Raw genomic sequence first — 13,931 nt, forward strand, 5'->3', positions numbered from 1 at the left:
TTTGACTTCCCTAAACTTCATGAATATGGTGTTTTCTCATAAACCATTTAGGATTGCTATTGGATGTAATTTTCCTCATTAATAATCTATAACGCAACCTATCAATATTAGATAATTTATTTTCTGGTATTTTATATAAACTTTATCCCATTTTACGAAATCCCTGATACAAAGCATTTCTCTGTATGTTTTCTCCTGCTGCTTATTTGTCTCAACTTTAAAGTAAAACGGTATTAGCTAGAGGTAAAATACACAGTAAATTCTACTTATTTGATAAACTTTCCTAACAAATAATTTGTTAGGAAATTTTTGCGTTCGTAAAGAGTAACTATTCCGCTTAAACTTAAAGCTGGTACTTATAGCTAGCAGTACTAAATTAATATTGCAATGGAGCAGGATAAGGAGGCTGTTTATGGCTTTTTCTGGTGGCTGTTTATGCGGTGCAGTACGTTACGAATGTCAGGCAGAACCTGTACTAGCAATGCATTGCCAATGTGAAAACTGTCGCAAAACTAGTGCTACGGGACATAGCTCAAAATTGGCAGTCCCAAAAGCAGCATTGAATATATCTGGCGAATTGAAGTTCTACGAAACTCCTGGCGATAGTGGCAATACTGTACGCCGAGGTTTTTGTCCAATTTGCGGATCGCATATTTATGCTGAATCTTCTGGTTTTGATGAAATAGGGGCAGTCTCTGCTGGCAGTCTAGATGATGTTTCTATATTTCAGCCTAGTATGGTTGTCTACGCTTCCAGTGGTCCAGCATGGGATTATCTAGATCCGCAGTTACCTAAGTTCCCTCAAATGCCTGCTATGTAATTGACATATTTTTTATAGGGTTCTGACACTTAGCACCTGAGGCGGTGTTGAATCTGGGGGATAAATTAAATCTACCTGTACCATTCGTTTACTTGCACGTGGTAGCGTCACTTGCACTAAGGGTTCTAGAACTTGGCCTGTTCTGTGCCACAAATGTATGTAGCGTGTCTTTTGTTGCCCTTGGTCATCAGCATAGCGTAGCCGCACCGTACCACGGAAAAAGGGAAAATCTAAAGATGGTTTGCGAAAGCGTAGACCACCTTGAGATAATTTATCTTCTTTTAAGGGTGTTTCCAAAGTAACGCTAACTTTCTGAGTTTGATTGGTAGTGTTGCTCAAGGGTAAGCGGAGATTATATTCCACGCCATAATTACCGTGTGCTTCATACGCTGTATCTGGATAGCGTACTAGCATCTTTGCTGTTTGGATTTGTCCGCTACCCAATCGACCACCCTTTAGGGTGTCTAAAGTATAAGAAATCGCTTTGCCACGCTGAGGAATCGTGAGAGTCTGGTCTTTAGAGTTATCTGTAAGTAGGGCTTGCCATTGAGAACCTTGAGATACACCAGCTACACGTCCGTAAATCAGCGCACCACCTGTAGCATTGGGAGGAGTAGGAGTTTTATCTCGTGGTCCAGCAAAATTTCCACTATTAAGTAATGCTTGCCATTCTGTCAGAGTGGGAGCGCGATCGCTGCTATCAGGGTTTTTCTTGGCAAACATTGCCAGACTAGCTGTATAAACTTTGCCAGTACTACGCAGTCGCATAAAGCTAGACCGACCATTGACTGGTTTTTCCAGATTTTTTACAGGAATGGGATGATTTAACAGCATTCGGCTTTGTCCAGGTGGAATTACCAGCTTTGCCGGAAAATCAGCTTGGCGAATTCCGCGCAGTACATCACTTACAGCGCGATTTCCTGGACCTGAATAAGCTTTACCATCATTATTTTCGATGTAAGGCGCTAACGTTACAAAAGGCGCATCCTGCAACAAATAACTCGCCGCTTGCAAAACATCCACTGTTACAGGTTGCTTACTGGGGTTATGCAAAATTACACCCAAATACAGCGTCTGTAAATCCTTAGGAGTGTGGGTATAGTGATGAGCAAATAAGTCAAAGCGTCCTTCAAATGGGAAATTGAGATGTGCTGCTGGGACTTTTTTTCCATTTGAGGGAAATGTAGAAAGTAAAATACCCTCAGTTTTGATCCATTCTGGGCTATTGCTGTTAAATACAGGAATGGTATCGAGCTTGCCAGGTAAAGCACGTACTTCCCCAGCTTGCACAATTTCTTGGGGTGCTGGCTTGGGTGAAGTTTGGGCGACTACTACTGAATTGTTACTATAACTATTGGAGTTAAAAGCTGTGTATCTCAATGTTTGAGATATCGCAACTCCTAATAAAAATAAGCATATAGGTGCAGTCAGTTGGTATTGAGGCTTATTAGCTGGCATGAGACTTTATTTTCAAGGAAACTTTGGTACTAACAATGACCTGTTGTAACTACAACTTCCTTGAAAGAGATTTCTTACATAGTGATAATCAACTGCGTACACTCATAACTGATGAAAATGGGGATTGGGCATTTCTTTATTGCCCCCCTCATCCCCCTAATCTTCCCTGCACCCCTTACCCTTCAGCTAGCCCCCAAAGCCAGGAATTAGACGCTTGAGGGCACGACCGGCAACATCGCCATAGCGCAGTTCGCCACAGAGAATCTTACCCATAATCTGGGCACCAGAGGGGCGCTTAACACCAACGTTGTAGCCAATTTTTGGAAAGCGATAAAATGCGTTAGCTAATTTTTGCGCCCAAGCCATATCACTACCCCATTGTTCGTTAATGGCATTGGTATATTCTTCTAAAGCTTTGATATCGCCTGCAAGCGCCTCATTAATAGCATTTGCTGCCAATAAACCACTAAAAATAGATGGACGAATGCCTTCGGCTGTCATTGGATCAACTACACAAGCTGCTTCTCCAGCCAAAACAGCATTTTGGGTATGTAGCTTTTGATTACCATTCCACAAAGAAATGGGATGACCATATTGCTTACAGATTTTGACATCTACATTAAAGGATCGGGCATACTCATCCAAAATCTTCTTGAAGTCTTGGGGTGCGCCACCAATAAATGTACCGACTCCAAGAGAATACCCTTCAGCCTTAGGGAAGTTCCAAATATAGCCATTTTTAACCAAGCCAAATTCAAAATGAGCCATAGATTTGTTCTCAACATTGGCGGGAACTTCTGCCTCTAGAGCTCCTGCTAAGTGGCGTTTACGGTCTTTAAAGCCTAGCCATTTTGCCATCGGTCCTTTAGCACCATCAGCCGCGATTAAGTAGCGACCTGTTACAGGTCCATTGGCTGTGTTAACCTGCCAAGAATCTGCTTTAAACTCAATGCCAGTTACTTCTGTATTGTCTTGCAGTTTTGCCCCTTGCCGCTGGGCTTGTTGAACCAGGAAATAATCAAAAACATCACGCCGCACCATCCAAATGGGTTCTTTTATCCCGATTTTTGCTTCTACTGAGTCTTCCAAATTCCAGGTAAAGCGAAGAGAGTCTACCTTCACAGAAATCGCTGGGCTAAAGTCAAAGTCAAACCATTGGGCGATCGCTGGTGATACTCCACCGCCACAGGGTTTGTATCTTGGCAGAGATTCTTTTTCTAAAACTAATACTGAGTGACCCCGCTTGGCTAAATGATATGCAGCTGTTCCACCAGATGGCCCGGCTCCGACGATGATGCAGTCGTACATATGGTTGAATTTTTGCTCCTCAATTAGTTGACTTTAAAGTGTATTTTTCTCATCTACGGATAAAGGCAACTCTTATTTGACTTTATTTACAAGCTTAGTTCTCGTTCGCATTATGATTCGACACTCCTACGAGTTGGGTAATGCTTAGTAATCTCTGTTTGGGTTGCCCTTTGTTATTCTTGTTGAGAGCGCATACAAAATTTTAGTTTATTATGTGAAACCACAGATAAACACCGATCGACACCGATGAATATCTGTGGCTTCATGTTCAAAAAATTTACTAGAGTCAAGGGGAGCCACTCCCTTGTAGGAGTTTCCCCATGAGCAATTGCCGAAGGGTCCCTCGACTTGAGCGGACTGGCTTCAAGTGGCGTTCAACAGTTAAGGGTCATTTGTTATTTCTTCCCTTTGTGCTCTCAGTGCCCTTGCCCTATTTTCAAGACAGGATTAACTTAGACAGTGGTAATGTCTTTTTCTTTATCTGCCAATAATTCGTCAATTCTGGCAGTATATTTATTTGTTAATTTTTGTAGTTTGTCTTGTAAGTCTCGCGATTCATCCTCGGAAACTTCCGCGTTTTTTTCCTGTTTGCGAATAGAGTCTACTGCATCGCGGCGGATGTTACGAATCCCAACACGACCTTCTTCTGCGTATTTTGCAGCAATTTTGACTAGTTCTTTACGGCGATCGCTTGTCAAAGGCGGGATATTCAGCCGAATTACAGAACCGTCGTTGCTGGGGGTCAAACCCACATCTGACAGGGAAATTGCCTTTTCAACTATATTCAAGCTACTGCGATCGTAAGGTTGAATCAGGATGGTTGAGGCATCAGGTGTACTGATATTTGCCAGTGATTTCAGGGGCGTAGGTGTACCGTAATACTCTACTAATACTTTATCTAGTAAACTCGCATTGGCACGACCAGTACGAATCGTGTTAAAAGCGCGTTGAGTTGCCTCAACGGTATGTTGCATTTTACTCTCAGCTTCAGCTAATTTCACAAGAACCTCCCACAAGGGTGCCGATGGCTTCTCCCATGACTGCTCGGTGGATATTACCTCGCACCGTCAAGTCAAAGACAAGAATTGGAATATTATTTTCTTTACACAAGGCAATCGCGGTAGTATCCATTACCCGCAAATCCTTAGCCAAAACATGGGCATAAGTGAGGCTGGTGTAACGTTTGGCATCAGGATAGACATGAGGGTCAGCATCGTATACTCCATCTACTTTGGTGGCTTTAAAAATCACTTCTGCATCGATTTCTGCGGCTCTTAATGCCGCAGTAGTGTCGGTTGTAAAGAAGGGATTTCCAGAACCAGCGCCAAAAATTACCACCCGCCCTTTCTCAAGATGACGGATGGCACGACGACGAATATACGGTTCCGCTAATTCTTGCATAGCGATCGCGGTTTGTACTCGTGTCTGTACCCCTATTCGTTCTAACGAATCTTGCAGCGTCATGGCATTCATTACCGTGGCAATCATACCGATGTAGTCAGCGGTTGCCCGATCCATCCCCGCCGAAGCCGCTTTGACGCCACGAAAAATATTGCCGCCGCCAACGACGATAGCGATCTGAACGCCAGTGGCTACCACCTCTCCCACTTCTTGTGCTATTTCTTTGACCACTTCTGGATCAATACCATAGCCCATGTTGCCCATTAAAGCTTCACCGCTCAGTTTAAGTAAAACCCGTCGGTAATTCGTTCCCATGAAGTTACGCTTTATCGAAAAAGTTGCAATTGCCTCCAATTTAAGATAACAGTACAGTGGCTATCTGTGTCTAGTTACGCCAGATTAATGAAGTGCCTATTGCCTCAGTTTCTGGTGGATATATTTTATGACCTTTTAGTAGAGAAGCGATCGCCTTTCTTAAATAATCTTCTCCTCTACCTAAGGGGTTTTGGGGATGACTGTCAATTTGACCTTTGTAGCGTAATATACCATTGTTATCTATAAGGAAAGCCATTGGTGTTTTACAAGCACCAAAGCTCCGAGTCACATCTTGGGTTGGGTCCCATAAGTAAGGGAAGTTCAACCGATGACACTCAGCAAAAACTTTCATGCTTTCAAAGCTTTCTATTGGATGTCCAATAGCTGCACTACCATTCATCCCAATCAGTGTAAAACTAAATTTGGCAAATTCCGCTTGAATTTTTTTTAGTCTGTCTAAATATAGAGCTACATAAGGGCAGTGGTTGGACATCGAGATTACACCAACTGCACGAAACTTCTTTAGATAACGGCTGAGATGGTGTACTTGATTGTCAATGCCTGGCAGTTCAAAGTCTGGTGCATAGCTCCCAATAGGAGTATTAATAGATTCTAGTATAGTCATATTTTTCGGTTTGGAGGAAATAGCAACAAAAAAAATTCGTCAAAATCAGCGTCACTTTCCTAGTTGCAAACCACTCCTTGGCAGATGCTTGATACACAACAATTTTATAGAGTAATTTAGCTATCGTAAATTGTGAAACTACTGAATCTACTACTGATACTTATTCCATGAAATAGTACTTAGTGATATTGTAATTTTTCCTTCTGTTACAAAAGTAGTAAGCATAGACTTATTTAAACGCTTAAATGCCAACTCTGCAACTAGAGCATTCACAAGCAATGATTACCAGTAGGTTTTCGCTTGGTTAGGAATAAGTATTAATTGTTTACTGGCTAAAACCTATTTGTGATGATATGTCGGATATTCGATACATTATTTAGTTAGTTTCTGCAATTAGCTTGATTTTTACTTTATAAAAAGTACAAATTCTAATTTTTAGTATATGTAATGCCATATAGATGATTTGTAACATTACACAAACATGATTGTCGATTGAAATTTGATATATGTGGCATAAATTACCGTTACTACTATTTGTAAAAAATTTACTACATATTGCTATAAACTTAGTAAAAATACTGTGTGTAACGCTTTCAACAATTACAAATTTTCTATAATTGATTCAGTTTATGTAATGTTTCTCTAGTTGCAGAAACTAAAATCCCTATAATGCCGTAAAAAAAGTAATTATTGCTACTTGCCTAATAAGTGCGATTTCTGACTTATTCAGCAGTTTCCCAAATCCATAGCATGATTTTTGGAAATTTGAATACTAGATTTTTGTCACCTATCCAAAGATAGATAGTATTTGGCTGTCAAAGAATCAACAAGATTAAGAAATATGAACTATTATCAGTAGCAGCAGCAAAGCCCAAGCATAACATCGCAAATGCAAAGGTTTTTCCCTGTCAGTTTCAGCCATAGCTTAAGCAATCTGGATTATTTTAAACATTACATAATTTAATAAAAATTAAAATAATGATGACTGCGGCACAAAATCTACGTCTCAATTCTGGCATTCATAGCATTAATTTCGTAAATTCCTGTTTAATCAACTGCCATGACAACTTCTAAAACCGCATTTACCACCAAAACTTGGATTTGGCAAGGTTTCCCTATCTGCTATCAAAACCAAGGAAACACTGGTCCAGCAGTTATTCTAGTGCATGGTTTTGGGGCATCATGGTGGCACTGGCGGCAAAATATCCCTGTGCTAGCAGAACATTGCCGTGTTTATGCCATTGACTTGATTGGCTTTGGTAATTCAGCTAAACCTAAGCCAGGAGAAAAAATTGTCTACACTCTGGAAACTTGGGGACAGCAAGTAGCTGATTTCTGCCGTGAAGTGGTAGGCGAACCCGCATTTTTAGTAGGAAATTCCATTGGCTGTATAGTTGTTATGCAAGCAGCAGTGAGTAATCCAGAGATTGCTTTAGGAGTGGCATTGCTCAATTGTTCCTTACGATTGTTACACGATCGCAAACGGGCAACTTTACCTTGGTCTCGTCGTTTTGGCGCACCCTTGCTCCAAGGCTTATTATCTGTCAAACCAATTGGCGATTTCTTCTTCAATCAACTTGCCAAACCGAAAACAGTACGAAAGATTCTGCTGCAAGCCTACGCTAATTCTGAAGCTGTGACAGATGAGTTGGTAGATATTTTAACTGCCCCTGCTAGCGACCCTGGTGCGGTAGCTGTTTTCCTGGCTTTTACAAGTTATTCTACAGGTCCCTTACCAGAAGACCTTTTACCTGCGCTACCTTGTCCGGCAATTATTTTATGGGGCACAGCTGATCCTTGGGAACCAGTGGATTTAGGTAGAGAGTTAGCTAATTACCCTCAAGTACTTAAATTTATTCCCTTGGAAGGGGTGGGACATTGCCCCCAAGATGAAGCACCTGAATTAGTCAATCCGATTTTACAAGACTGGATTTGGGAGCGATCGCACAATGAGGCTAAGTAGACTAAGTAGGGTGTATTAGGGCGTATTTAATTTATCTTTTTTAATCACTAATGTACGCTGATAAACGAGCCAGTGCATTCGGTCACTAGACTTGTAGACCGATGGAGGGTTGTAAAACAGCGCTGCGAAAGTTTTCCCTCCACATGCTTCCCTTAAGGTAGCAACTAACGTGCCAATGAAAACCACTAACTACAGCATATATTCCTAAGCAGATTATCTTAGGCGATGTCTAATTTTATCCAGCCTGCCGAAAATTTCCAAATTATAGAAAATAATAAGTTAAGTCTAATATCGCAAGATTAACCAATTTCCGTATGGAAAATATGACTCATCCTTTCCTTGAACGCTTACATAGCCCAAAAAGCCCAGTTATCGTCTTTGACGGTGCAATGGGAACTAATCTACAAACACAAAACCTAACCGTTGATGATTTTGGCGGACCGCAGTATGAAGGTTGTAACGAATACTTGGTACATACCAAACCGGAAGCTGTCGCCAAAGTTCACCGTGACTTTCTTGCTGCTGGTGCAGATGTTATTGAAACGGATACTTTTGGTGCTACTTCGATTGTGTTGGCAGAATATGACTTGGCAGACAAGACATATTACCTCAACAAGACAGCAGCCGAACTAGCAAAGCGTGTAGCTGCGGAATTCTCTACGCCAGAAAAACCCCGGTTTGTAGCGGGTTCTATTGGCCCCACAACCAAACTTCCTACCTTGGGGCATATTGACTTTGATACCATGAAAACTGCTTTTGCAGAACAAGCAGAAGCGCTTTGGGATGGTGGCGTTGATATATTCCTGGTTGAGACTTGCCAGGATGTGCTGCAAATTAAAGCAGCATTGAATGGTATTGAAGAAGTCTTTGCCAGAAAAGGCGATCGCCGTCCGTTGATGGTATCGGTGACAATGGAAAGTATGGGCACGATGCTGGTAGGAACCGAAATCAGTGCTGTACTGACAATTTTGGCACCTTACCCAATTGATATTCTCGGTCTCAACTGCGCTACGGGGCCGGACTTGATGAAGCCACATATTAAATATCTGGCGGAACATTCACCTTTCACAGTTTCCTGTATTCCGAATGCAGGTTTACCTGAGAATGTCGGTGGTCAAGCGCATTACCGTTTGACACCAATGGAATTACGGATGTCGCTAATGCACTTTGTTGAAGATTTGGGTGTCCAAGTGATTGGGGGTTGCTGTGGGACACGTCCAGAACACATTCAACAATTAGCAGAAATTGCCAAAGATCTAAAGCCCAAAGTTAGACAACCTAGTTTAGAACCAGCGGCAGCATCAATTTACACCACTCAACCCTACGATCAAGATAACTCTTTCTTAATTGTCGGTGAACGCCTCAACGCCAGTGGTTCTAAAAAGTGCCGTGAACTGTTGAATGCCGAGGATTGGGATGGACTCGTTTCAATGGCGAGATCCCAGGTAAAAGAAGGTGCCCATGTTCTTGATGTCAACGTCGATTACGTAGGCCGTGATGGGGTGCGCGATATGCACGAACTCGTTTCGCGCATTGTCAATAATGTCACATTACCATTAATGCTCGACTCCACCGAATGGGAAAAGATGGAGGCGGGTTTAAAAGTCGCTGGTGGTAAATGTTTACTCAACTCCACTAACTACGAAGACGGCGAACCGCGTTTCTTGAAGGTGCTGGAGTTAGCGAAGAAATACGGTGCAGGGGTAGTAATTGGGACAATAGATGAAGAAGGGATGGCGCGAACCGCCGATCAAAAATTTGCGATCGCCCAACGTGCCTATCGTCAAGCTGTAGAATATGGCATACCTCCCACAGAAATCTTCTTTGACACCTTAGCTTTACCGATTTCTACAGGGATTGAAGAAGATAGAGCAAACGGCAAAGCCACTATTGAAGCAATTCGGCGGATTCGCCAAGAATTGCCGGGATGTCATGTTATTTTGGGTGTATCTAATATTTCCTTTGGTTTAAATCCAGCGGCGCGAATTGTGCTGAACTCAATGTTTTTGCACGAGGCGATGACAGCAGGAATGGATGCAGCCATTGTCAGCGCTAGCAAGATCTTACCACTGTCTAAAATTGAACCACGTCATCAAGAAGTTTGTCTCCAGCTGATTTACGATCAGCGAAAATTTGAGGGTGATGTCTGCGTTTACGATCCATTAGGAGAACTTACCACAGTTTTCGCAGGGGTAACAGCAAAACGCAACAAAGGTGTTGATGAAAGCCTCCCCATTGAAGAACGCTTGAAACGTCATATCATTGACGGCGAACGCATTGGTTTAGAAACACAACTGACAAAAGCCTTAGAAATATATCCGCCTCTGGAAATTATCAATACTTTCCTATTGGATGGGATGAAAGTTGTAGGTGAGTTATTCGGTTCGGGACAAATGCAGCTACCCTTTGTGTTGCAGTCTGCGGAAACCATGAAAGCAGCGGTAGCTTACCTCGAACCATTCATGGAAAAATCAGAAGCTGGCAATAATGCTAAAGGAACAGTAATTATTGCCACTGTCAAAGGTGATGTCCATGATATTGGTAAAAACTTAGTGGATATCATTCTTTCTAATAATGGCTACAAAGTTATTAATTTGGGAATTAAACAGTCAGTAGAAAACATCATTCAAGCTTACGAACAGCAAAAACCTGATTGTATTGCTATGAGTGGGTTGCTAGTGAAATCTACTGCCTTCATGAAAGAAAATTTGGAGGTATTCAACGAGAAAGGAATTACCGTACCTGTAATTTTAGGTGGTGCAGCATTAACTCCCAAATTTGTTCATCAAGATTGTCAAAATGCCTATAAAGGTAAAGTTGTTTATGGCAAAGATGCCTTCTCTGACTTGCATTTTATGGACAAATTAATGCCAGCTAAAGTTACTGGTAAATGGGATGATTTGCAAGGATTTTTGGATAAAGTTGGGGTTGATGAACCAGAAATCATTCCTCAAAAATCAGAGATCATTACTGAAGAATCTTCGCTCAATACTCAAAACTCAGTAATCAGTACTGAAGTTGATACAAGACGTTCCGACGCTGTGGTGATTGATATTGAACGCCCTACTCCGCCTTTTTGGGGAACAAAGTTGTTGCAACTTGGTGATATCTCTCTAGAAGACATATTCGGGTATTTGGATTTGCAAGCTTTAATTGCTGGACAATGGCAATTCCGCAAACCCAAAGAGCAAACTAAAGAAGAATATCAAGCTTTCTTGACTGAAAAGGTCTACCCAATTTTAGAACAGTGGAAACAGCTAATTATTGAGGAGAATCTCTTAAATCCCCAGGTTATTTATGGATATTTCCCTTGTCAGGCTGAGGGGAATACTCTACATATTTATGAAACGAACCGCTTAAATGCGAAGGAAGTTGCGAAGTTTGAATTTCCCAGACAGAAGTCTTTGAGGAGGCTGTGTATTGCAGATTTCTTTGCGCCGAAGGAGTCGGGGTTAGTTGATGTATTCCCGATGCAGGCGGTGACTGTGGGAGAGATTGCAACAGAATATGCGCAAAAATTATTTGCAGATAATCAATACACCGATTATCTGTATTTTCATGGTTTAGCAGTGCAGGTGGCGGAAGCCTTGGCTGAATGGACACACGCCCGAATTCGTCAAGAATTAGGATTTGCTGCGGAGGAACCAGAGAATATTCGCGATATCTTGGCACAACGTTATCGAGGTTCGCGATATAGTTTTGGCTATCCGGCTTGTCCGAATATTCAAGACCAGTATAAACAGCTGGCATTGTTGGAGACACACAGGATTAACCTGTATATGGATGACAGTGAGCAACTTTATCCAGAACAGTCTACAACGGCGATTATTGCTTATCATCCAGTAGCGAAATACTTTAGCGCGTAGAAGGCCATCCTCTAACCCCCTCTCTGCAAGCGAGGGGGGGAATAAAATCCTATAAGCGCAGAGAATACCAGGGGTTATTGTTGTTGTATCTGCTGTTGCACCCACAGGCGAAACTTCTTGAGAGTGGCATTTCTACCTTGACCTGTTCAAAGCCTTCCACAACTAAAATTGCCACTTTCAGTTCTTTATAGTTCCTTTGAACTATAAAAGGTAAATGAAAAATTGCCGACAAAAGTTAAAACCCTTATTAAATAATGATAGATGCACCCAGCACAGGTGTGAATGAAGGAGAATTTTCTCCCTTTCAATATGGTTCAAAGATTTTAATTCAAAGTTAATTTGTTAACCAACTGGGTGCTTCAGCGCTAGCTATAACCATTAGTAGTAACTTGAGTTCACTATTAAATAAAGACTTAGGTAAACATCAGTTGGCTTATACTGATAGCAAATATTATAGTTATCTTAAGGCGATCGCAACTTTGATGGACTCTTCGTTTATAAATTTGCCAGAATAACTCATCTGAACTTGAGTCTGATCAACCTCACTGCTAATGCTAATATACGCTTGATTTATGATGCCAACAATAATGGTGTATTTAATACAGGTGAAGAGATGAGCCGCTCAAGTAATTCGGAAACTAGCACAGAAACAATCAATCGCTCAGGATTAGCATCTGGTAATTATGTGAATGTTTATCGCTATGTTTCGAGTATTAATACACCTTACAGATTGAATTTAGTGAGTGCAAATGTTGCATAGCTATCTTTACTTTTCTCACTCGGGAAAAATGCAATAGCTAAAGGTTTATAACAATTTTCTATGAAGATGTGCTTAACATAGCCTGCAAAGGTAGGCTATTTTACTGTACCTTATCCTTGGAATTTATATCAGGTTCGCCTAACGCGGAGATGGGGAGACGCGGTAAACCAGTGCCTTAGGCTAAGACTCTATGCGAACACTGCAAAGCATCTCCGACAGCAGAAGGCTTGCGGTGACCGGTGTTAGCGCAGCGCCAAGCCTTCTCTTCTCCCAAGGAGAGACGTTACGCGAACGCCAACGGCATAGCTTCGCTTAGAGCGAGGTATAAGCGTCACACCTTCGCTCTCAAGCGTTCCCGCAGGTAGAGGAACACAGAGAATTTTTAATCATCAGTGATTTGTTGGACTTAATATAAATTATTTCCCTAAAACTAAAATTAAAATTATTACATATATTCCCTATTGACGATAGCAAAAACATTGATTACTAACACAAAATAAAAATATATATTATCAAAAATAAGTTAATTACCTGGACTTAAAATATTTTGTATACAAGATTATGTTTATCAATTCTTTATCTATTTTAAGTAAGCACACGCTGGCACAATCAGGATAATCAAAATCAGAATTAAAGTAATTGCAGATAGAATTACATTTTTAAAAACATTCTATGGCAAGGTTTTTAAGTATTTACCTTACCAATTTAAATAGAGTATTTATGCCTTTTGATAATGCAGGTAATACGCTAAGTACAGCTTTAAATCTGAATTTTAGTTCTAACTCTCAAACCTTCAGTGACTGGATAGGAGTAGACGATACCAACGACTACTACCGCTTAAATATTAGTGGTCGTAGCAGCTTAAATCTGGCACTCACTAATTTAAGTGCAAATCTAAATATCGACCTACTCAACAGTAGTGGCGGACTAATTGCTCGTTCCGAAAATGCGAATAGCATTGCCGAATCAATTAATCGCATTTTGGATGTAGGTAGCTATTACCTTCGGGTTTATCAAGGCACAAATAACGCTAGCACTAACTATAGTCTTACTGTCGCAGTTCAAAGTAATTCTCAACCGGACATTGTCTGGCGCAACTCTGCCACGGGCGAAAATTTACTCTGGCAAATGAATGGTGATAGCTTACTCAATAGTGCTTATTTTAATCAGCTTGCGGATAGGAACTGGAAGATTGAAGCAACCGCAGATTTTAATCGTGATGGACAATCGGACATCGTCTGGCGCAACTCTGCCACAGGCGAAAACTCCCTCTGGTACATGAATGGAACAACAGTTTTAGGTGGGGTTTATTTCAATCAGCTTGCGGATACGAACTGGAAGATTGCCGGGGTAGCCGATTTCAATCGTGATGGGCAATCGGACATCGTCTGGCGCAACTCTGCCACAGGCGAAAA

10 protein-coding genes are annotated in these 13,931 nt (G+C 41.4%); 5 read left to right on the forward strand and 5 right to left on the reverse strand.

Translation table 11 applies throughout. From position 1 onward, the window contains the following. The first annotated feature begins 412 nt into the window (after positions 1–412). A complete protein-coding gene (locus BV372_RS27160; protein ID WP_256973476.1) occupies positions 413–820 on the forward strand; it encodes a GFA family protein in 408 nt (135 codons plus the stop codon). 12 nt (positions 821–832) lie between these two features. On the opposite strand, the gene BV372_RS27165 is transcribed toward BV372_RS27160, so the two are convergent. The 5 genes from BV372_RS27165 to BV372_RS27185 all read right to left on the reverse strand — a co-directional run bounded on the left by BV372_RS27165 (position 833) and on the right by BV372_RS27185 (position 5,927). Next, positions 833–2,278, reverse strand: coding sequence for a DUF3370 domain-containing protein (locus BV372_RS27165; RefSeq protein WP_086689599.1), 1,446 nt, complete (start codon positions 2,276–2,278; stop codon positions 833–835). A gap of 186 nt (positions 2,279–2,464) precedes the next feature. After that, complete coding sequence (locus BV372_RS27170; RefSeq protein ID WP_086689600.1) at positions 2,465–3,586, reverse strand: geranylgeranyl reductase family protein; 1,122 nt, start codon at positions 3,584–3,586, stop codon at positions 2,465–2,467. A 452-nt stretch (positions 3,587–4,038) separates the two neighbouring features. After that, positions 4,039–4,587: a ribosome recycling factor gene (gene frr, locus BV372_RS27175; protein WP_086689601.1), complete on the reverse strand. Its 549-nt coding sequence runs from the start codon at positions 4,585–4,587 to the stop codon at positions 4,039–4,041. Beyond that, positions 4,574–5,302: a UMP kinase gene (pyrH, locus tag BV372_RS27180; protein WP_086689602.1), complete on the reverse strand. Its 729-nt coding sequence runs from the start codon at positions 5,300–5,302 to the stop codon at positions 4,574–4,576. Before pyrH ends, frr begins: the two co-directional genes overlap by 14 nt. A 70-nt stretch (positions 5,303–5,372) precedes the next feature. Further along, positions 5,373–5,927 (reverse strand): thioredoxin family protein, encoded by a 555-nt coding sequence (locus tag BV372_RS27185; RefSeq protein WP_086689603.1) that lies wholly within the window; start codon positions 5,925–5,927, stop codon positions 5,373–5,375. Positions 5,928–6,987: 1,060 nt separating this feature from the next. Here BV372_RS27185 and BV372_RS27190 point away from each other — a divergent pair. The 4 genes from BV372_RS27190 to BV372_RS27205 all read left to right on the forward strand — a co-directional run. Continuing rightward, a complete protein-coding gene (locus BV372_RS27190; protein ID WP_086689604.1) occupies positions 6,988–7,890 on the forward strand; it encodes an alpha/beta fold hydrolase in 903 nt (300 codons plus the stop codon). A gap of 323 nt (positions 7,891–8,213) precedes the next feature. Then, a complete protein-coding gene (metH, locus tag BV372_RS27195) occupies positions 8,214–11,756 on the forward strand; it encodes a methionine synthase (protein WP_086689607.1) in 3,543 nt (1,180 codons plus the stop codon). A 526-nt stretch (positions 11,757–12,282) separates the two neighbouring features. Beyond that, positions 12,283–12,516, forward strand: a complete 234-nt coding sequence (locus tag BV372_RS27200; protein WP_086689605.1) for a hypothetical protein — start codon at positions 12,283–12,285, stop codon at positions 12,514–12,516. A gap of 720 nt (positions 12,517–13,236) precedes the next feature. Next, on the forward strand, positions 13,237–13,931 hold a 695-nt coding region (locus BV372_RS27205), incomplete at its 3' end, for a VCBS repeat-containing protein (RefSeq protein WP_179198251.1).

Source organism: Nostoc sp. T09 (assembly GCF_002154695.1).
Lineage (GTDB): Bacteria > Cyanobacteriota > Cyanobacteriia > Cyanobacteriales > Nostocaceae > Aulosira.

What these genes read in the sequence shown, in the direction of transcription:
- BV372_RS27170 (WP_086689600.1), bottom strand. Translation starts at nt 3,586, where the DNA reads ATGTACGACTGCATCATCGTCGGAGCCGGGCCATCTGGTGGAACAGCT.
- BV372_RS27190 (WP_086689604.1), top strand. Translation starts at nt 6,988, where the DNA reads ATGACAACTTCTAAAACCGCATTTACCACCAAAACTTGGATTTGGCAA.
- pyrH (WP_086689602.1), bottom strand. Translation starts at nt 5,302, where the DNA reads ATGGGAACGAATTACCGACGGGTTTTACTTAAACTGAGCGGTGAAGCT.
- metH (WP_086689607.1), top strand. Translation starts at nt 8,214, where the DNA reads ATGACTCATCCTTTCCTTGAACGCTTACATAGCCCAAAAAGCCCAGTT.
- BV372_RS27185 (WP_086689603.1), bottom strand. Translation starts at nt 5,927, where the DNA reads ATGACTATACTAGAATCTATTAATACTCCTATTGGGAGCTATGCACCA.
- BV372_RS27160 (WP_256973476.1), top strand. Translation starts at nt 413, where the DNA reads ATGGCTTTTTCTGGTGGCTGTTTATGCGGTGCAGTACGTTACGAATGT.
- BV372_RS27165 (WP_086689599.1), bottom strand. Translation starts at nt 2,278, where the DNA reads ATGCCAGCTAATAAGCCTCAATACCAACTGACTGCACCTATATGCTTA.